This is a genomic window from Micromonospora parva (assembly GCF_000718515.1).
GTDB classification, from domain to species: domain Bacteria; phylum Actinomycetota; class Actinomycetes; order Mycobacteriales; family Micromonosporaceae; genus Micromonospora; species Micromonospora parva.
This window is the reverse complement of the sequence record NZ_JNZS01000015.1, coordinates 1-20213: the sequence shown is the minus strand read 5'-3', so window position 1 is coordinate 20213 and position 20213 is coordinate 1. Positions and strand designations below refer to the sequence as shown.

Genomic DNA, 20213 nt, shown 5'->3' with positions numbered 1-20213 from the left:
GTGGGCAAGTTGGAGCGCTACTTCGCGGACGTGGCCCGGATCAGGGCCGAAGGTGTCTCCGCCAACGGTTGGGTGACGGTCCTTCGGGACCACGACGCCGATCTGAAGGTCGAGATTCGGCCCGGGATGCTGCGCCGATGCAGTCCAGACCAGGTGGCGTCCGAGATTCGGACGGCCCTGCTCGCTGCAGTGGCGGATCACCGGCAGCAGTACCGCCAGCTGCGCATTGACTACTTCGGCTCGCCCCTCGGCGCGGAGCTGTTCACGCCGGTCGAGCCGACACAGGGGGAGAGGCACGGGGGATGACCACGGACACGTCGGCCCTGCGGGTCGAATCACGGGCACTGGTGGCCTTCGGCGTAGAGCGCTACGAGGACGCCGTGACCTACAGTGCTGTTCGCCGCTACCTCGGCGACGTCGGTGCGGTCCCGGTTGCTGCCTGGGGCACGCTCGAGGGGATATCCGACAAGCTCAACCGAGACTGGGCGACGGCCCTTGGTAGCAGGCTGTCGGAGGCGAACATTGCCCGTAACGAGATGGAGCGCATCGCCGACGGGCTGATGCAGATCGCCGCCGACTACGAGGGCACCGAGTTGGACGTCGCCACCAACTTCGACGTGTTCAACCGGGACCTGGGCCCCTACCTGCCGCTCGGCGACGGTTACGGCAGCAGCATCCGGGTGCGTCCAGGTGGGGCCGGCATTCTCTCCCAGCCGCACGAGCGCCACCTTCCCGGCGATGAGCCGGTGTTGGTCATCCCGGAGGGCAACGACCGATTAGGCGCGACCCGCAACGAGAGATTGCCGCGTACACGCGTGGTCGAGGAGCCGATCACCATCGGCAGCACCGACGGGAACAACCTCGGCTTCTCCGGCGGCCGAACCACTCATTATGAGAACGGCGAGGGCGACCAACTCGACACGTTCATCCACGAGCACCGGGACACGCTGCTACAGCTGGAGGCGATCCTGATCGAGCTGGGCACCGGCCAGCGTCTCCCGCTGAGCGACCTGATGGTCCATGCCTGGCGGTCCGCGCCCAAGCTGATCTGGAACCGCGCCGACCTGGTGCACTCCGCCGCCGGCACCTACGCCGAACTGCGCGCCGAGATGGACGGTGAGCTGAAGAACCTCAAGCTGTACTGGGAGGGCAGCGCCTCACAGGCGTTCAGCCAGTACGCCGAACGCGCCTCGGCCTACCTGCTCCAGCTCGAAACCCAGACGCGGTGGCTGGCAGAGGAGGGCAAGAAGGCCGCGAGCATGTTGGAAGGCCTCCGCAACGCGTATGCCGGCCTCGGCTACCAGCACATTGGCAAGCTCATCGAAGCCCTCAACGGCTACATCGAAGCCGTCAACGGCCTCTTCTCGTCCTGCTCGAACCCGGAAGCGGCTCTCCTGGCCGTGGTGAAGGACTTCGTGACGTTCCTGTTGGACGCGGAGCGCCGGCACGTCGAAGCCATGTCAGACCTGATCAAGATCGACGAGCAGGAACGCAAAGAACGCCCCGACCTCGGCACCCGCGGCCACACCACGACGCCGTTCCCCCAGGCCGAGGTGGGAGCCAACGCGTGGCTGGACGGCGGCAAGTGGGCACCCAGGCCCGACCGCCCAGCCGCGTGACCGAGTGGGCGGGAGGTGCTCAGCCTCAGCCTTCCGGCTATCCCACCATCCCTGGATCTGTGGCAAGCCTCTCCGGAGGCCTACATGGTTAACGTTAGGCCTCCGGCGGAAACGAAATCCATTAGTCGAACGCGTGCTGAACATCAAGGACGGTCACCGGCTCCGCATGCTGGAAAACCTCCTGCATAACATGCGCATTGACCGAAGGTGACGGTCCGCCGGCTTCTCTCGCGTCTTGAAGACTCGAAGTGCTTTACCGTGGAGCGATCATGCTGCGGGGCGGGGCAATGGGATAGATCTATAACGTTTTTATCCCAGTTGTTGGCGTACTAATCCAACCCACATTCCTACGATTTCCTCATCATTTCCTTTCAAGTCGCGCATGTGAGAAACTCGATTTCTGATCGGCATGACCTGCTCCGTGAACCTTCTCCAGATGACGGCGTCAACACCAAGTCCGTTGAACTTGTTCGACCGCGCGATATCTAGCAATTCGCCGAGCGTCAGCCACTCAAGAGGATCTCGCAATTCTTTGACGCTCGCAGCACTGATACTTGAGTCTAATCGTGCGCGGCTGAGAACTTCTGTCGACAGGCCTCCCACAATAGAGCTTCGCCATTTCGGCCCATCGATCGACACGGCAGCCGATCGCAGCGTGGAACGGATGGTTCGCTCGATGTACCAAAGGCCATTTACGACGGCCGCCAGGTCTCTTGCTGGCACAGTTGTGGAGCTGATCACATCGGCGAGCGCACTCTTCAACTCCAGTAGTCGATTAGGAATTGTCAGAGAGCATGTTCCCGAAGTGTCCACGTCAACAAGTCCCGCGCACCGAAGGGCTTCTTTATCTCGATGCGAGAGGTATGCCAACCCTGCGGCTCCCCTCGGGTCGATCTCGAATACGCAATGATCAAGCGAGCTCAGAACGCCAGGGCCCAATTCTTTGAGTACTGAAACGAAGAGGTCTTCCAGCTTGACATCACTAGTCATGCCGATGGTAGGTAGTTTCCATCCGATTCTTGATCGACCTTCATCAGGACATTCTTCCACCGATAGAAGGGGAAGGTGAAGTAGTGCGGCATCTTCGAGAATGGAGCTCCCCGGGATGCTAGCGAACGCTACTCGTGGCGCACGAGAAACCAGGCAAATATTCTTGCCTTCGTCCATTAGCTTAATGACTGTTTCGCGGAGGGCGCCCATGGTGACTTCTGGCTTGCCGGGTGTGGGCGTAGCCAGCGTTTCGATGTCAGTTATCGCGAACGACGCCGACTTGGAAAAGTCGTGGGACTTAGATAAGACATCCGAAACAGTCACGAGATCTGCACCCAGACGCTCTAGTGTCGCCTGCCGTATGGCTTCAAAGGCCGCGCCCATCTGTATTAGCACCAGGCGGTGCCGTGCCAAGCTTGCCCGGATCGCGTCGGACCGTGCAACGACCGCTTTCATCATAGGAGACTCAGAATGGTTGTTGCTTCATAGTCATGTCCATCTGCTCGCACGAGCCCGAGGCTGAGAAGATGCTGCAAAGCCGCCGGATACTCGTTTGCTAACTCGGTGAATGATGCCGGTTCTTGCGTCAGGACCTCAAGAAGGACGCTCTCATTCGGGTAGTAGCGCCGTACATGATTCAGCATCTCTTCGATGTTCCCGGACACGGAGCGTTTCCACTGTGTAACAGTCCGAAGTACGTCGGCGCGGGTTACATGTCTCTGAAATACGTCAACGGGAAGGCTTTGGACGACAGCAGAGGCTAGACTTCGGTAGAGGAATGCGTGCCCGCCTGTAGCTTCATATAACGCCTCCAGGGCCCCTTCCTCGACATCAATGCCCATTCTGCTACTAATTGATGTTGCCAGTTCGTCAGCCTCGCTCCTGTCGAACGGTGTAAGGAAATGGGATTTCGACCAAGAGAACAAGGGGTTTGGGCGACCATACAGTCGGCCGCCCTCAGTAATTGCACTCGTCAATCCAGACAGCAGGAACGTGAAGTTAGGATTCTCCTGAACTAGACTCCGAAGCGCTCCGAGGAACTGGGCCACGGAGGTCATGTCGCCTTCGTGAATGTCGATGCGGTCGGAAGGTGTTAGATACTCGATCTCGTCAAGCATCAGCACGATGCTCACCTCACGGGCAGCCAGAGCGCGTAACACTGATTGCATCGCTCGTCTAAAATCAGAAATATCTGTGGAGTTTGCGAGCTGCTGAAGCTCCGATTCAAGGTGCGGCTCTGCGATGAATCTGTCTTTGATGTCTGCGACAAGATCTTTCAGAAGGCTTGGAATCGGGTCTATCGGCGGTGACGGCAAGCTTTCCAAGTCACGCAAGATGACCACACGTGTAGGTGATGAGATGACCTCGGAGAGTTGAGAAAGAACGCTTGTCTTCCCCGCCTTTCGGAGGCCAAATAGGCCGGCTACACGCTGGCTCTGCACGTCGTCGCGTAGGCTTTGAAGAATCTGTCGACGTCCAAAGAACCGATCGCCTCGAACCGGAGTTGACTCGTAGAATAAATCCCGGGCGTAAATATAGTCGCGGAGAAGAGAAATTAGCGCCACTGGGTCATTGCTCTGGATCGAGGCGAGTGGAATTGCCAGCAGGCCGCCGCCTTGTGACCAATCGTCCAGCTTCTGGCGTGATCGCGGATCAGGCGACCAGACGAAAATTACATCCGGCGTGACAGCTCGACGGAGGATCTTAATCGCATTCTTGGCCGCTTCAAACTCTCTGATTTGCAGGTCGGGATATGGGCTGTAGAAGAACATCACCTCGCGCGTCAGGCCGAATGCGGCCTCTACGGCCCCACTGAAACGTACCAAGGCGAGACGACAGCGATGCAAGCCTTTCTGCTCGCATCGCTGCGCGTGAACCATCTGGGAGCCCAGCTCAGATAGGGCAGCCCGATGATCCTCAACAACGGGGAAATCGGCTTCGAGTGCCGTAATGTGCCTTTGTAGAGTGTCGCTCGAGGGTGGCTTAACGGCGCCGGCATTCCAGCTACTTCCCACTCTTGGCAACGCTCTTACCCCTCGTCTTGGACGTTTGGTGGCATCGCTCGTACGGTGCCGCCTCGTCCATTGTATGACTGCTGCCGCCTTGAGCGGTACCGCCCGCTACGTTTGCAAGAGATTGGCTATGCAGGTCGAGCGGGTGGATGTGGCTATCGAGTCAAGGACAAAATGGCATGATTAGCGTAGAAGAGTCGTTAATTACCCACCTGCTCCAGCTGCAGGTTGGATCCTTCATTAGCCCGCCACCGCTGCGCTCGAAGTCCAACCGTCATGCGGTGAGAGCAGCCTGACTACAGCCGGTTTCGATGTCGCGATCGTTCTCTTGCCTGGTGTGGTTGCCCAGTGCACTCAGGTCGCCAAGCGGGGTTACCAAGGGCCTGGTTGGGCCGCGTTCGCGCGATGAGTGGGGAGCGGCACGGGGACGAACTCTCTGCGTCTGGCTCATTGCCAGGTGACGGCGATGGGGTGGTGCCGGCGCGCGAGGACGAAGCGTCCGACCGAGGGATCCGCTTCAACGGGAGCATCAGGAATCTCGAAGCGGACCGTGCGTGAGCGGTAGGTGGCACTCCAGGTGCGGATCTCCTCATTGACGTGGTGTGCGAGGTCCCATCCGGAGGGCCCGTGGCCGATGACGCCCACCTCGTACAGTCTGCTGCCGTCGGGTCTGGCCGGCGTCGGCCTGGTCGTGAGGTAGGCGAGGTCCGCGCCGCGAGTGGTCGCCATCGCGCCCCACCCGAACATCGGCGTGACGACACCGCGTTCCACGGCCGTGGGCTGCACGTTCATCCGCATGATGGCGTTGTCGAGGCGGCAGGCCAGCCAAAGGTCCATCCACTCGTACGGCACCATCGGCGGGAAGAACACGTCGGTCCAGATCTTGCGACGCTCGGTTTCGAGTACGCCGGCGAGTGCCGCGGCATCAACGTCCTGATCGTTGTGCATCTGCAGGATCACGTCCTGCTCTGGGGTAAGGGAGACGAGTCGGCGGGCGTCGTCGCCGATGCCGCGCAGCGGCGTGAACACGGCCAGCTCACTGCCCTGGTCACGCCAGCCGCCGTCGGACCTCTCAAAGATGATCGAACGCGATGCCGCGCCGCGTAGGCGTAGCGGCACGACGAGCCGTCCGCCCGGGGTTAGCTGCTCCAGCCAAGCCGTCGGCGTCTCGTAAGCACCGACGCTCGCGATGATTCGGTCGTAGGGGGCGCCCTTGGCGTAGCCGAGTGCCCCGTCGCCGTGCACCACGTCGACGTTGGTGACGTCCGCTGCTGCGAGGTGTTTGCGCGCCTTCTCGACGAGGTCCTCGTCGACGTCGATCGTGACCACACGTCCGGCGTCACCGACGATGGCTGCGAGGAGGGCAGCGTTGTAGCCGGTGCCGGCCCCGACTTCCATGACTCGCTGGCCGGGGCGTACGGCGAGCTGTTCGAGCATCATGGCCACGATCCGCGGCTGTGAGGCCGCGCTGATCGAGGTTCCGTGGGCGTCGGTCTTGGTAAAGACGGCCTCATCGGCGCAAGCGTGCCCCACGCCAGGGAGGAACAGGTGGCGCGGGGTTCGGCGCATCGCAACCTCGACGGTGGATGTGCGGATGATGTCTCCGGCCACGCAGATCACGCCTTCTTAATCCGGCTGGCGTGGTCGGACCGCGCGCTGTTCAGACCGGACCGGTGCAGTGGCCAGAGTCGTGGCCCGCTGGGTAGGTACAGCGGCAGCCCGGCGACGTAGCCGTGGGCGGTCAGGAAATCCCGGGCGCGCTCGTTCGTCACCACTACGTCCACTGGCAACCCGCGTTGGTCGACAACCTGGTGATGCCGGGCGAGCAGTCCGGTGCCAACGCCCTGCCCGCGGCGGTCGTGCGGCACGTAGAGCCATGCCAACCAGTGATGGGGCGCGTCGGACCGATAGCTGTTCAACAGGGCGCTGAGCTGCCGGAACCGAGGCATGCCTCCCCTCGTGAAGGTACCTAGGTGATGATCCGACAAGGCGGGCGCGTCGTCGGTCGGGTGCCGGCGCCACACCGCGACGCCGCTCATGTCTGGTAACACGTCAACATCGCCCCACTCGACAGCGTGGTCGACCTCCATCGCCAGGAGTCCCTGGAAGACGGCTTGCCGCTCGGTTGGGTCGGGCACAAGCCACTCAGCCACCGGGTCCTGGGCGAGACCTCGGGTCAGCAGAGCGGCTATCGCCGCCACATCGCTGGGCTGAGCGGGTCGTGCGAGCAGGGTCGACACCGTAGGGGTCACCTGGCACTCCGGCGTGGGAGCAATCCGCTCTCGGGGAAGCCCGCAGGCCGGGCGGCATTGGGTTGCCCGCGCCACATCCGCCAGATCGTCGGCCCGGTGGTAGGAAGGATCATCGGCGGCCCCGCCCGGTACCCAAGTCTTACGTACAGCTCGCGGTTGCGGAGGTTGCTGGCCTCCAGGTAGGCGGGCATGCCGAGCGCGTCGAGTTGGCGGTGGTGGTGGCTCAGCAACGCGGCGCCGATTCCGCGGTTCTGCTGCTCGGGGTTGACGGCGACGTAGGCGAGGTAGTGGTGTGGCTCGCTTGGGTGGAACGCCTCGAACATGGCGTCGAGAAGGGTAAATTTCGGCGCGTACACCCCGGTGGCCGCTTCCATCGCCGCTGAATACTCCAGTGCGCTCTTCGGCTCGGGATCGGTGCGCGGGTACCAGATCGCGACGGCGGACAGGTCTGCCGTGGTGTCGACGTGGCCTTTGTCGAGGCCGTGGTTCAGGGCCAGCTCGAAGTACCGCTGGTAGACGGTCCGGCGGTCGGTGGGGTCGGGGACCAGCCAGTCGGCGACGGGCCCGTCGAAGAACGCCTTGGCGAGAACTGAGATCAAGCCTTCCGTGTCGCCTCGGGTTGCCTGGCGCACCGTCACGCCGGTGCTGATGTCGGTCATTGAAGCTCCTGGCAGGGGTCAGGCCGGTTGGCGGACGATGGTGGGATTGCGAAGGGACGCGGTAGCGCTCTCCGGGCCGAGGCCGATGGCGCTGTAGACGTCTGGTTTGGCCGCGCGGAGGATCAGCGCCCAGGTCGCGCCGATGAGGGCGACGATGGCGTACGCGGCCGGCAAGAGCCAGCGCAGCGGCGAGTGTGGGTGAACACCCAGGAGGGTGTCGAACTCCTGCAGGGTGACGACGAGGATCGCGGTCAGCGCGATCGTGGCGATCAGCGGTGCGCCGACGGCCCGCCAAGGCCCCTCGCCATGCCTGATGCGGGCGAAGAAGCTGACCACCGCGGCAGAGGTCACGGTCATCAGGGCCAGGACGCCGAGACCACCGGTCACGGTGACCCAGAAGAACAGGTGGACGATCGGGTCAGCGTTCGCCGCCGCGTAGCCGACGAGTACGACCACCGCGATGAGGCTCTGGATGATGGAGCCGATCTTCGGCGCGCCGGTGCGGCGGCTGGTCCGACCCAGTGCGGCAGGGAGAACCCGCTCACGCCCGAGGGCGAACAGGTACCTGGCCACGGTGTGATGAAACGACAGGAGCGCGGCGAACAGACTGGTGATGAAGAGGATCCGGCCGATCGTGACGACGCTCGTGCCGAGGTGCGGTGAGACGAGGTTGAAGATCAGGTCGGTCCCGTCGGCCCGGGCAGCGTCCACGATCTTGTCGGGGCCGGTGGCTACGGACATGGCCCACGCCGACAGGCCGTAGAGCAGGCCGGTGAGCACCACGGCGATGTAGGTGGCACGCGGTACGGTCCGTCGAGGGTCCTTGGTCTCCTCGCTGAAGACGACGGTGCCCTCGAAGCCGACGAAACCCGTGATCGCGGTGACCAGTGCCGCACCAATTCCGGCGGCGAAGATGTGCGCCGGGGCGAGGGTGTCGAAAGCGACCGTCCCGCTGGCAGGATGGCCGAGCATTACCGCATCGAAGACGAGGGCGACGGCGCACTCGGCGACGAGCATTACCGCCAGGACCTTGCCGTTCAGGTCGATGCGTAGGAGACCGAGCACCGCGACGACGGCCCAGGCGATCAACGCACACAGCCACCAGGTGATGTCCCAGCCGTACCGGCTCTGTAGGAACTGGGCGAGGACCGCGCCGAACCCGCCGTACAGACCGATCTGCATGGCGTTGTAGGCCAGTAGCGCGACCATGGCTGCGGCGACACCGGCTGGGCGGCCGAGTCCGTGGGTGACGTAGGTGTAGAAGGCACCGGCGTTGACGATCCGCCGGGACATGGCCACGTAGCCGACTGCGAACATGGCGAGTACGGCGGCGACGACCAGGTACGACACGGGTATGCCTGTCACACCGGTAACGGCGTACCCGGTGGTTGCTCCGCCGGCGATGACGGTGAGTGGCGCGGCTGCAGCGATTACGAAGAAGACCACGGAGGGGATCCCGAGTCGGCCGCGGGCCAGGACGGCTGTGACCGTGTCAGGTTTCGAGCGGGGCATGGCTTCTCTTTCGTCTGGGTGGTGTGTGAACGCACGTCAGGAGGTGCGGTGGCTGAGAACGCCGGCGCCGATGACGCTGCTGAGGTCGGCGAGGAGGTCGCGAAGCGGCAGCCAGGACTGGTTGACCAGTTGGCGTAGGTGCGCCTGAGCGCTGTATGGCGCGCCGTCGAGCAGGGCTGTGTCCAGCTGGGTGTGCAGCGTCAGGCCGGCCAGTGCGATGTCGAAGTGGTCGAGCTGGCGGTAGTTGCGTACCTGCTGAGACAGTCGGGCCCACGACCAGGCGGCAGTGTTGATGTCTGTCGGGACCCAGACGGTGCGCTGCCGCCAGAGCAGGCCGATCTGCTGCTGCTGAAGGAGCCCGACCTGCCACATGCGTGTGGCGACCTGCTCGTACGCGGTGGTGGCCAGGAACGCCAGCCAGGTTCGGGTGTCGGTGTGCTGTGGCTGTGCGATCAACTGGTCGAGGACGAGGTGTTGCAGCCAGTCCTTCGGCGGGAGCCGCTGGAGGACTTCGACCTTCCCGTGCTCGAACGTGATGCGGCGTTCGTAGTACAGCTCGACCAGCAGCGCGGCAGCGAGGCCCGAGGCCAGTGCCGTATCGAAGAGGCGGGGCCGGCCAGTCTGGTCGTCGTGCGCCATGTAGAAGAATTCGTCGGCGATGCGAGGGCTGACTGCGGCAGCGGTACCGATGGCTCTTACCGGCCGACGCGGCGGTGCCGGCTCATTGTGGGCGGGCATGGCCTGCTCATCGGCTGCGTCAGGTGGTCTGTTCACCGCGGCTCGCCTCTCAGAGCTGAGCTATCGGCGGCGGGCAGGACCCCGAGTTGGCAGAGGAGGCGCCGGCCGCCGTCGTGGTGAGTGAGCTCCTCCATCGCCCAGGCGTGCTGCGGGCATTCGCTGTCGCTGCAGTGGAAGCAGGTGCCGTCATCCACGTGCTGGAGCACCGTCAGACGGGCCGACTCGAAACGGTCGACGGGGCGGGCGCTTTCGTCGGTGCCGGTCACGGCGTCTGCGCAATCCGCCGTAGCGCGGCGACGCTGACACGTAGCTCCATACAGGCCGGGTGCAGATCAACCTGCGGGTAGTCGCACTGGGGTCGATGGCCACGCACCCACATCCACTCGTCGCTGAGGTGCGCGAGGTCGGTGCGAAGCCAGGCGACGACAACGTCGACGTGCGTGCCAGGCGTCAGGTCCCGCCCGAGAGACCAATCGTCGGGGCCGAGCCTCAAGAGCGTCCCGGGCTCGATGGCGGGCACAGCATGGGGGACGCTCACGATGCCAACTCCTCGTCGACGTGTGAGCCGAGAGCAATCTGCTGATCGATGGCCGGCACTCCAGAATTGGCCCAGAAGGCGCGGTTTTCAGCGGCGAGCTCACGAGCTGATGGCTGATTCGGGCCGCCCACGCCGGTTCGGTTCCATCCGCCGCGGTGACCGAACAGCGTCGCCGCGCCTTCGCAGTCGATGCCGAACGGCCGGTACTGCCGACCGTCCTGGGCCGGGACGAACCATTTGAATCGTTTCGCCACCGTCATCTCCCCTCACTTGGTGGTGCGCGGCCGGACCCTCCCCGGCCCAGCCGCGTACCTGTCCGGCGGGTGCAGGGACCGTCTCGTACGGGGGGACGTGACGGGCCCTGCACCCTGCTCGACCGAGTGGTGCCGTCGCAGGCACCTGCCCCGGTGGATCTCGGGCGATCGAGCAACCGCCAAGTGGACTGTGGCCGACCGGCGGATAACTGATTGCGAATCAACGATCACGGAATGCTGCACACCTGGGAATGCCGACCTCTGGTCCGACCTCGTGTACCGACCTCGGGGCCGACCGTGCTCTGAGCTGGCCATTCGTGCCTGCACAGGGCCACAGCCAAGATCCTTCTGCCGTTTATCGGGGTTACATTGAGCTCACCGAGCCAGTCGCATGGTCGACGGGCTTGAGACGACGCCGTGGAGGCTGCCGGTGACCAGACCCAGTCCGCTTGTCCGACGGCGATGGCTTGGACGCGAGATCAGGCGCCTACGCAACGAGCACGGCATGACGGCCGAACCACTCGCACGCGCCGTCGGCTTTCCGCGACAACAGCTCAGCGCCTTGGAAAATGGGCACCTCGGTCCCGACATCGACCTGGTCAGCGCGATCTGTGACTACCTGTCCGTCGGCGCCAAGCGGCGCAGCGCCATCATGGAGGCCGCGACCGACGGCTGGGCACACGGTTGGTGGATGGCTGACGCGGAGCGGATGGGCACCCGGCAAGCCACCTACGCCGATCTCGAGAGCGGTACCAAAACCATTACCGAGTACGCCCTGGCGCTGGTGCCTGGCCTCCTCCAGACGACAGCGTTTGCGAACGCCCGGTTGCGGAGCGACCCGGCCCGTCACGCGCCGACCCGCACATCGTCGCCGACCAGATCCGGCACATCGTCGCCGTCTGCGCAGAACACCCAACCGTCACCGTCCGCGTGCTGCCGATCGGCGCCTCCATCAAGGGCCACAGCGCGCCCAGGTCCGCGTACTCGATCTACCGCTACCGCGACACGCCGGACTCCGTTGCTGTCGCCGCCGACACGCTCACGAGTGATCTGATTTACACAGAGCCGGACGAGGTCCAGCCTTATCTGAGCCTGCACAGTCGGCTGAAGGCCGCAGCGCTTGCGCCCGACATCAGCGTCCACCTGCTCCGTGTCGCGGCGCAGGGCCTGTCACCCATCAAAGGAGTCTCGGCATGACCCCGCGATACACGAAGTGGCGTAAGTCCACCCGCAGCGACGACGGCAACTGCGTCGAGGTCGCCAACGCCCTCGACGGCACTATCGGCGTACGCGACTCGAAGGACGTCACCGGTCCGATACTGGAATTCCACCTCGCTCCGTGGAGCGCCTTCGCCGGCGCGCTCCGCGCCGGCGCGTTCAGCCGCTGATCCTGGCTCTGAGGCTGCCACGGGCCGCTGGATCAGCCTGCGACACGCGAGCGCCGCGCTTCTACGGCGCAGCGTCGCTGACCCAACGAGGACCTGGCTGGCGCGCGATTTGGTGGTGGGGTCGCGCGGCGAATGCTGCTGCTGGGATGCTGAACGTGAATGCCCGAGCGTCATCGCGCCATCACAGGTTGATAGAGGCTCATGTGTCGTGGAGGTAGCTTGTGCCGCGCCACCCTGAAGCGATCATCGAACCGAATACGCTTCTCAGCGACGCTAGAAGGTCTTGGCCGTCGCCGAATCGGCGTGGCCAGCACATGTCGCGCGCTGAGCTTGCCGATGCCGTAAACAGCAGCCTTGACCGGCTCTATCCGGGCCGGGACATGACCGCTCAGTACGTCGACTTTCGCTGGGTCGGCAAGCTCGAACGCGGCGAGCACCGGTGGCCCAGTGTCGAGCGCCGCGCTGCCCTCCGCGATGTGTTGACCGCCGCCAACGATGCCCGACTCGGCCTGTACAGCCCACGCCGTTCGGCTGAAGCGATGTCCCAGCCCGGCCCTCTACTGCCGGAGGCAGCTACATCGCTGGCCCAGTCCCGAGTCGATGACTCGTTCATCGCCGGCCCGCCCGACGCAGTCGAGGTATGGCTAAGAGAACTCCACCACCTCACACAGCAGGCCCAACCCTACGTAACCCCCCAGCTCGGTATCAAGGTCCGCCGACATCTCGAGACCCTCGACCAGATGCAGAGCAAGGACGGCCGGTCGCAACTAGCGAGCGTAGATGCCAGGTTGTCGGAGTTCATGAGCTGGATTGCTGACAACATCGGAACTTCCGACGGCGGGTCGTGGTTGGACCGATCACAGCGCCGTGCGGGGGAAGCTGGAGACCAGCTACTCGGCGCATACATCCTCATGCGCCAAAGTCAGCGCGCGCTCGACGACGGCGCGGTCCGCGCCGCAATCGAACTGTCCCGCCGATCACTCGCCCATCGTTCGGTGCCGCCTCGCACACGCTCGCTGTGCTTGACGCGACTGGCTGAAGCGTTGGCAACAGGCGGTGATGACGACACCAAGACGGTGATCGCTGCCGCCCGCCGTGGCCTTCAGCTAGCCACCGACGACGGCGAAGATGAGTTCGCCAGCCACTGCGACCTGCGCTACGTCGCTGCAGCCGAGGCGCGTTGCCGACAATTGCTGGGTGACCCGCTCTCGGCCGTAGCAATTCTCAACGAACTCCTAGCCGGTGATGACGCGGTGCCCCTCCTTGACGCTGGCATTTGGTATGCCTACCTGGGCGAGTGCTACCTGCGCGACGATCCCGAACGGGCGGCGAGTTACGGCATGAGCGCACTTGAGTTGGCTGGCAGGACTGGCTCATACCGTGCGATCCGGGCGACCCAGCCGCTCGCGACCGCGCTGCGCCGGCAGCGGACCCTCGCTCCCGTGAGGGCCTTCGTCGACGCTCATCGTGTCGCGGTGATCGGTCGGTGACAAGATAGGTGCGTGGACCTGATCCCGATGACCACCAGCACGGAGGTCGCTGCCCGCACACCCAGCGTAGCGGTGCTTCCGGTCGGCAGCTTTGAACAGCATGGGTCGCACCTGCCCCTGACGACGGACACGGTCGTCGCCTCAGCCATCGCGGCCTCCATCGCAGCGCGGCATGACGTACTGGTACTGCCGCCTGTCACTATCTCCTGCTCGCACGAGCACGCCGCCTGGCCCGGCACCGTAAGCATCAGCCATCAGACGCTGTCGGCCGTAGTGGAAGACATCCAGGCTTCGTTGGCCGGCAGCGGGATCACACGGCTGGCAATCGTCAACGGGCACGGCGGCAACTACGTACTTAGCAACATCGTGCAGACTGCGAACGCGCGCAACCCGGGGACGATGACGCTGTTTCCGAGCCGGACCGACTGGGACCGTGCACGAGGCGCCGCCGGACTCCAGACTGACGGGCATCGCGACATGCATGCGGGCGAGCTGGAGGTTTCGGTTCTACTGCACTGCTGGCCGGAGGCTGTCCGCGCCGGCTTTGAACAAGGCGACCACTTCGCAGATGAGCGTGACATGCTCCTTGTCCACGGCATGAGCGCCTACACCAAAACCGGTGTCATCGGCCAGCCATCGGCCGGTACCGCGGAGAAGGGACGCGCGCTGCTCGATAGCCTGGCCGAAGCTTTCGGCAGTCACCTAACAGCGGTCAGGATCGATCGTCAGCCCTAATACTCCAGCCGTAGATCGTGATCTTCATGCCTGAGCAGCTTCTCGGTGGTAATGGCGTGCCTGGGAGCGGGCCTGGCGGCGGCGTCGCCAGTCGGACCACCCGAGCCGGTGGGCGGCGGCGTGGCCGGGCCGCACGATCAGCGAGATGAACAGGTGCCTGATCTCGTTGCGGGTCATCGGGACCAGCCCGTCCGGTGCGGCCGGTGAGTGCGTTCACCTGCGGTGGCAATGGCGAGGAAGGCATGCGCGAGCATCGCGAGGGTGACCCATCGGTACCAGGACGTCCACCTGCGGACCTGGTGCTCGTCCAGTCCGGCCAGCCCTTTTCCCGACTGGAATGTCTCTTCGACAGTCCACCTGCGGCCGGCTACACGTACGAGCGTGGACAGTGCCACCGCCGTGGGCGAATAGCAGCGGTAGAAGGCGAGTTCGCCTGTGCGGCGGCGGACCAGGAGCTGGCGGTGTCCGGAGCGATCGTCGGCAATGTGGGCGATGGCCAGTCATAGAAGCGGTGGCCCTTCGCTTCGGTCCCGGCAGAGAGCTTCTGCCAGGCTCGCTTGGGCGCTTCCCTGGCCAGGGCATCCGCCCGTAGTTTCCCGCCATCGTGGCGATCTGGTGGCCGCAGGCGACTGCGAGGACACAGCGGACGTCGCGATGCTCGAGCACGGTGCGAAGAGCGGGATTGCCAACGTAGACCTCGTCGCCGGCCACCCATCACGCCAGGACGCCGGAGTCCAGGGCGCGGTGATCATCCGTGCCGCCAGGGTGGGCTTGGTGGCGAAGCCGATCTGTTCGGGGATGCCAGCCGGCGTGCACCGCTGGCGGTCCTCGCTCCAGGAGTGCGGGACGTACAACTCCCGGTCGATGGCGGCGTGCCCGGCTTTCCCGGAGTAGACCAGGTAGACCGCGACCTGGGCGTTCTCGGTCCTGCCCGCCGTGCCGGTGTACTGTCGCTGGACTCCCACCGTCGCGGTGCCCTTCTTCAGGTCGCCGGTTTCGTCCACGACCAGGACTGCCTTCTCGTCCCCGAGGTGGTCGACCACGTAGGTGCGGATGTCGTCGCGGACCGCGTCGGCGTCCCACTTGGCACGGCCCAGCAGGTGCTGCATTCCGTCCGGTTTGGCATCTCTGGCGTGCTCGGCGATGGTCCAGCAGTTCTTGCGGGGCAGGTCCGACAGCAGCCCCAGCACCAGCGAGCGTGCCCGGCGGCGTGGCTCAACCCGGGCCCAACTCGGCAAGATTACGATCACAGCCGGAGTGTGCGGGCTCCGCCCGAAGATGAGGGTTCCGATGAGCCGCTATTCGATGGACGAGCGTGAGGCCTTCGTGGCCATGTCACGGTTCGTGTGGCAGTTCGCGAACCGCGCCGGGGACGACCTGCTCACGCTTCTGGGAGACATCGGCATGGAGGCAGACGGCGGGACAACGGACCCCGCCGCGTGGAACGACTGGCTGGCCTGCGTTCGCTCCGTAGTGGACGGCGCACAAGACCCGGCCGGCGGTTCGGCCGAATAGAGACCAGCCCAGCGAGCATCAACTCCATCAGGAGAAGAGCTTCCGACTGGCTCCGACAACATGATCACGATCTACGGCTGGAGCACTAGTCCCGGGAACCGAGTTCGTGGATCGTAATCTCGCCATGCTGGACCTTAGATTTGCGCTGTTCGGCCAGCAGGTGTTCCGCGGTTGGCCCGCGCCGAATCCTTCACCACTCGACCGGCTTGGGTCCGCTGTTCATGAACACCCGTCACTTGGCCGACGTCAGTGCGTTCCTCGACGACCTTGTAGAGCCTCCGTTATGGCGTTAGGCCCCGAGTGGTCGGCGATGCGGCCTCCCACAGCACTCTCCGGTCGTGGGCTGGGTACCACGAGCGCGAACCATCCGTTGGATGCGTGATCCTGGAGCAGCATGGAGAAATAGTTGTTGCAGTAGCTCTGACCGTTCTTGAGCCGTGGCTGACCGCAATCGCGCACCGTCGTACCGGACGTGGGCGTTTGCAGCGGTGGCAAGCAGCAATAGTCGGTCTAAGGACATCTCCGGGCTCGGCGCTTCGCGTGAACGCCGGGCCTGGCCGGGCCTCGTCATCGCGGGCAAGATCCCCAACGAGGGCATCTCACGAGGGTGCGATAGTGCACACTTTGCGCTATCCGGCGTCGCGGGCATTGGCATCGATTTCTCTTGCGTCGCCTGGTGAGCGTCGAACGTATTTTAGCGGCATTCCCAGCTCCTTCCAGACCTGGGTAAGGTCAACTTCATTCAGTAGGGGAAGAAGCAGTTCCGATGCCAGGAGCACGAGTCGCCTCTCGTCCATCCAGTTGCGAAGGGGTGCAAGATCTGTAACGCATTTATCGACCTTGAGGCGGAGGTCTCTGGGAAGTCGGTCGAAGATTTTACGGACTGGAGCGCGGTCGACATTCCAGATCAATATGCCGGCCAAGAGTGGGGCAATGTACGTGCTATCAGCGCAGCTGTCCGCAAGGTGTTTGCTGAGCTCTGTGTCGCTTGCCAGTTGGGGATACTGTCCGAGTAGTAGGGAATACGGCCATGTATCGTCGTGGTGGTGTTCCCTGATCGGTGAGGTATTCAGTAGAAGCCGAACATCGGTTGCGGAAAAGCACTCTGGGTTTCGAGCAGCGAATTCCATTAGGAAGTAGGGCGCGACGAGGCCTTTTCCGGATGTCGAGAGTCCGCGAATTAATTGAGTCGCATTGGTGGTATTGGTCGAGGTGCTGGTCGGATTCGTAAACGCGCGCGCCGCGTATCCCGCGAATGCCACCTCGGGGTCATTGCTGTCGATGACGAAACGGTTCCCAACAACCCCGAATCCGGCGTTTAGGATTATTGCCGAGGAGGGTCTGAACATCAACCAGTATGTGTGCACTAGTGGCTGATGATCACTTCCCTCGGATCGCGTTACAGCAATCTCTGGGAAGAGGGGCTCGATTTTGGTGAGGTTGAAATCTGGAACGCACCCTTGCCACACGTGGACCATCTTGGCCCACCATTCGGTCGGGTCTTGATCAGTCGGTGCGATGGAATCGAGTTTCACGGGGCCCGCATCGACTCGGAGCAGCAGCATGACGAGATTCGCCGTGTAAGTGGCAAACCGCTTAAGCGGAGACTCGTCCGAAGGGGAATATGAAGCGAATCGACCACTTTCCCATCTGCCTTCCGACTGTGCTAACAGGGTTCGAAGAATCCGTTTTACGCCACGACGCTCCAGTTCAGGCAGGGACTCGTTTAGCTGCGCGACGAACGGCAGGATGGCCGCACCGCCAATACTGATAAGCTGGTGCGACAGTAGCGCATAGAGGCGGTCGTCGTCCCAATTCTGCGACGACGGCCGGTCCCTTGAGCCCCAGAGGTCGACCAGTTCATCCAGAGTCAGCCTGGCGATTAGGTATTCACTAAAGGTGGCGTGCAGAAACTCGTAACTTCGGCCTTCAAGGCCCTCATCCGCCTCTGCGGCATGTATGAAAAAGAACTTGCCGAGCAATAGTCGCGCCGCCGTGAGGGGGGTTCCTCGCCGTTGCACCTGTCGATGGCGCATCTGCTGGTCAAGCGCCTCTAGGTCGCCCAGCAGCAAGTGTTCCTCTATATAGTGTCGCCCGCGGTTGAACATGCCGAAGGCGGCTATGCCTAGGCGCCAAAGTTCGGCCCGCGTCTGCCCTTCGCGCGTATCTGAAGCGTCGGAATTCGGCGACTTCAACAATTCGCGCTGGATAAATCGACGAAGGACGTCCCCGTATATTTGCGCCGGTGTCGATTCCTCCACGCGAGGGAGGGGATTGGTGGCACCATATAGAATCAGCAGTAGAAGCAATAACGGCTGTTGGGCGATCTCGCCATAAGACAGAAGTGCATCCAGGGACGGGATGACCGACCGGCGTCCCGGATTGGTCTCCATCCAGATCTCATGGCATTTCTGCACCTGCTCTGGACTGAAGTTATCCAGTTTGATGACTAAGGAGCCGCTAGGGATCCGGGCGAGGTCAGCCACTAGCGTCCGCGAGGTGACGACGACCGATACGGGATGCCCGGAGATCCGTTCGATTCGCTGGAAATCGGCGACGTTGTGCAAATAATTCGACTCGGCGTGCCCGGAGGCCTGCATGAACTCGTCCAAGCCGTCGATCAGCAGTACTCGGGTTGCATCCAAAGCGCTCTCGCTTAGATCTGCCCATGAGACACGCCCGTTGGTCGCCCTGTCGAGGACGCCAGAGACCTGCTGATGGATGGGAGCGGTTGGGTCCGACACCTGGCGCAGGGGCACTCTCGCGACGGCGTACGCGTCACTTCCGGACAAACGCGCTGCACATACCTTTGTGAACAGGCTTTTACCGGCCCCGGGAAGGCCCAAGACCACGAGTGGCCGGTCGTGGCTGCGTGGGGAGGAGAAATACGCTGCCAGAAAGGTGTCGAGGTCACTCCCTTGTTCCTTGAGCGCCCACCAGTTGTCGTCCGCGGGTCGGGACTTCTCGTCCATTACTGCCCATCGGAACGTCGGCGTCAGGTAACCGTCCTGCACAGCGGGGACCCGAAGCTGTGCTAGATCCTCGGAGGAATCGGTCGCTACTAATGGCTCGGCGAGGACAGCTCGGTTAACGGCAGCGTTGACTTCGCGGACCCGGGTCCCGGCCCGATCGGCCTTCACGGAAATCGACATCAATAGTCTTTCAAGGCGGCTCAATGACTCGCCGGCCCGCTGGACCGCGCCCAGGGTGGCGTCACTCTGGCCCAGTGTCGCCCAAATTCCGAACTCGGGTACCTTGGCGGCGAGTGATTTGTACTCGGATTCGTAGCGGAGCATCGCCCGCCTGACGATGTCGTGTACCAGTGGGTCAGTGGCTCGCACCGAATCAATCCGACGCCAGACCTCGAAATTCTGCAGAAAGCTAATGCAGCGCAAGGTCAGGTTCCTGTAGAATGGCTTCACTACTTCATCACAGTTGGCTCGGAACCCACAGCCGGCCCATGGTAGATCAATTGGGGTGCTAACAAGGCTGTGCCGCAGACTGTCTTGTGCGAGCTCCGGCTGGGCATCCCGGGTCAGACGGCGTTTGTCGTCTTCGGTTAGTCCGATCTCATCGCAAACCGGACCTACCACCTCACGGAACACGGCGAAGAACGCTCCGTACGTCAGGGCGGTATGGGTCGCCGCGAGTACGTCGTAGCGTTCGGGAGTACGTCTGCCGCTTAGGCGCGCGCGTCCGGCTGCGGTGGCTTCGCCTAAAAGCTTAATCAGCTCGTTCTTTTGATCGACCCAGCCCCAGGCTGCCAGCCCGAAGGGACCGGTGGCTAGGATGCCAACACCGAGCAGCGCGTCCAGCGCCGTTAACCACCCGCTGTCCGGTCCGGACAAGATCTTTCGTGCGCCGTCTAATGTGTATGGGGAGGAGGCCACTTGACTGATGATCGGATGACTTGAGGCGATCGTCAAGAGAGGGACGGCCCCTGATGGTTAAACTGTTCTGTCGAACTTGTGGCCGTCCTCGTCCCACCAACCGTCATCTGGCCGCTGGTCCTGCTCGCCTGATAAGCCACCCGGAAGGTCGTTAGGTGATTCCAGATAGCGCCTGGGCGGGTGTTTTCGCGGGTGTGATGCCGGTTGGCAGCAGCGATGCTGGCAACTCCGGCCGAGCGTAGGGTGCCGATCGCGGCGTTGCGCATAGCGGCAATGGCCGCGGGTCCGGTGCGATCTTGGCTGCGGTCCTCGTCGTAGGTGACATCGCGAACTCAGTGGACATTGTTCTCCATCGACCAGTGGTGCGATCCAGCCGTCCAGATGTGCCGGCTTAGCCTGATGGCCGTGGAAGTCGGCGACAGCGTGGACGGTTCCGGCGGTGAAGCCTTTCGGCTGGTCCAGGTGCCTAGTGCGGCGGCGGATCTGCAGGCACAGGCAGCGTCTCCCTCTTCGTGCCTGCGGTGTGCGCCCGGCGCGAAGCGAAATCCAACTCCTGGACAAAGATCAGTAGACGGGTACCCGGCGGCGTGGCGCGGCTATCACGCCGAACAGCTGTCCCCC

18 protein-coding genes and 2 pseudogenes are annotated in these 20213 nt (G+C 63.5%); 8 read left to right on the top strand and 12 right to left on the bottom strand.

Annotated features, from left to right (window positions below):
• A complete protein-coding gene (locus tag IF22_RS0121090; protein ID WP_030334609.1) occupies positions 1-306 on the top strand; it encodes a hypothetical protein in 306 nt (101 codons plus the stop codon).
• Positions 303-1619, top strand: coding sequence for a hypothetical protein (locus IF22_RS0121085; protein WP_030334607.1), 1317 nt, complete (start codon positions 303-305; stop codon positions 1617-1619). Before IF22_RS0121090 ends, IF22_RS0121085 begins: the two co-directional genes overlap by 4 nt.
• Before the next feature lie 309 nt (positions 1620-1928).
• Here IF22_RS0121085 and IF22_RS35095 read toward each other — a convergent pair whose 3' ends face one another.
• From IF22_RS35095 to IF22_RS0121045, 10 genes are all read right to left on the bottom strand, one after another.
• Entirely contained in the window at positions 1929-3065 is a 1137-nt protein-coding gene (locus IF22_RS35095) for a hypothetical protein (RefSeq protein WP_156057740.1), read from the bottom strand.
• Entirely contained in the window at positions 3065-4489 is a 1425-nt protein-coding gene (locus tag IF22_RS35090; protein WP_156057737.1) for an ATP-binding protein, read from the bottom strand. The genes IF22_RS35095 and IF22_RS35090 overlap by 1 nt, the downstream gene beginning before the upstream one ends.
• 579 nt (positions 4490-5068) lie before the next feature.
• Entirely contained in the window at positions 5069-6232 is a 1164-nt protein-coding gene (gene fxlM, locus IF22_RS0121080; protein WP_156057734.1) for a methyltransferase, FxLD system, read from the bottom strand.
• Positions 6233-6237: 5 nt separating this feature from the next.
• Positions 6238-6861, bottom strand: coding sequence for a GNAT family N-acetyltransferase (locus tag IF22_RS0121075; protein ID WP_156057731.1), 624 nt, complete (start codon positions 6859-6861; stop codon positions 6238-6240).
• An 8-nt stretch (positions 6862-6869) separates the two neighbouring features.
• Complete coding sequence (locus IF22_RS0121070; protein ID WP_030334602.1) at positions 6870-7532, bottom strand: GNAT family N-acetyltransferase; 663 nt, start codon at positions 7530-7532, stop codon at positions 6870-6872.
• An 18-nt stretch (positions 7533-7550) separates the two neighbouring features.
• A complete protein-coding gene (locus IF22_RS0121065) occupies positions 7551-9044 on the bottom strand; it encodes an APC family permease (RefSeq protein ID WP_030334601.1) in 1494 nt (497 codons plus the stop codon).
• A 36-nt stretch (positions 9045-9080) separates the two neighbouring features.
• Positions 9081-9782, bottom strand: coding sequence for a GOLPH3/VPS74 family protein (locus tag IF22_RS0121060; RefSeq protein WP_051708672.1), 702 nt, complete (start codon positions 9780-9782; stop codon positions 9081-9083).
• Positions 9783-9814: 32 nt separating this feature from the next.
• A complete protein-coding gene (locus IF22_RS0121055) occupies positions 9815-10048 on the bottom strand; it encodes a hypothetical protein (protein ID WP_030334596.1) in 234 nt (77 codons plus the stop codon).
• The gene (locus IF22_RS0121050; protein WP_030334594.1) at positions 10045-10320 is read right to left on the bottom strand and encodes a hypothetical protein; all 276 of its coding nucleotides are present in this window, start codon (positions 10318-10320) and stop codon (positions 10045-10047) included. The genes IF22_RS0121055 and IF22_RS0121050 overlap by 4 nt, the downstream gene beginning before the upstream one ends.
• Complete coding sequence (locus IF22_RS0121045) at positions 10317-10580, bottom strand: hypothetical protein (RefSeq protein WP_030334592.1); 264 nt, start codon at positions 10578-10580, stop codon at positions 10317-10319. Before IF22_RS0121045 ends, IF22_RS0121050 begins: the two co-directional genes overlap by 4 nt.
• 385 nt (positions 10581-10965) lie before the next feature.
• On the opposite strand from IF22_RS0121045, the pseudogene IF22_RS36520 reads away from it, so the two are divergent.
• The 5 genes and pseudogenes from IF22_RS36520 to IF22_RS0121025 all read left to right on the top strand — a co-directional run.
• A pseudogene (locus IF22_RS36520) lies at positions 10966-11367 on the top strand (helix-turn-helix transcriptional regulator); the annotation flags it as partial.
• 71 nt (positions 11368-11438) lie between these two features.
• Complete coding sequence (locus tag IF22_RS36515; protein ID WP_483414220.1) at positions 11439-11771, top strand: Scr1 family TA system antitoxin-like transcriptional regulator; 333 nt, start codon at positions 11439-11441, stop codon at positions 11769-11771.
• Positions 11768-11962, top strand: a complete 195-nt coding sequence (locus tag IF22_RS0121035; RefSeq protein ID WP_030334590.1) for a DUF397 domain-containing protein — start codon at positions 11768-11770, stop codon at positions 11960-11962. The genes IF22_RS36515 and IF22_RS0121035 overlap by 4 nt, the downstream gene beginning before the upstream one ends.
• Positions 11963-12276: 314 nt before the next feature.
• Complete coding sequence (locus tag IF22_RS33900) at positions 12277-13452, top strand: NsdA family TPR-like regulatory protein (RefSeq protein ID WP_051708671.1); 1176 nt, start codon at positions 12277-12279, stop codon at positions 13450-13452.
• 12 nt (positions 13453-13464) lie between these two features.
• Positions 13465-14187: a creatininase family protein gene (locus IF22_RS0121025; protein WP_036411996.1), complete on the top strand. Its 723-nt coding sequence runs from the start codon at positions 13465-13467 to the stop codon at positions 14185-14187.
• A 24-nt stretch (positions 14188-14211) separates the two neighbouring features.
• On the opposite strand, the pseudogene IF22_RS33895 reads toward IF22_RS0121025, so the two are convergent.
• Positions 14212-15437 (bottom strand): annotated as a pseudogene (locus IF22_RS33895) (IS701 family transposase).
• 40 nt (positions 15438-15477) lie between these two features.
• On the opposite strand from IF22_RS33895, the gene IF22_RS0121015 reads away from it, so the two are divergent.
• Positions 15478-15702: a hypothetical protein gene (locus IF22_RS0121015; protein ID WP_030334583.1), complete on the top strand. Its 225-nt coding sequence runs from the start codon at positions 15478-15480 to the stop codon at positions 15700-15702.
• Between the two features lie 629 nt (positions 15703-16331).
• Here IF22_RS0121015 and IF22_RS35085 read toward each other — a convergent pair.
• Positions 16332-19592 (bottom strand): NACHT domain-containing protein, encoded by a 3261-nt coding sequence (locus tag IF22_RS35085; RefSeq protein ID WP_156057728.1) that lies wholly within the window; start codon positions 19590-19592, stop codon positions 16332-16334.
• Positions 19593-20213 lie beyond the last annotated feature (621 nt).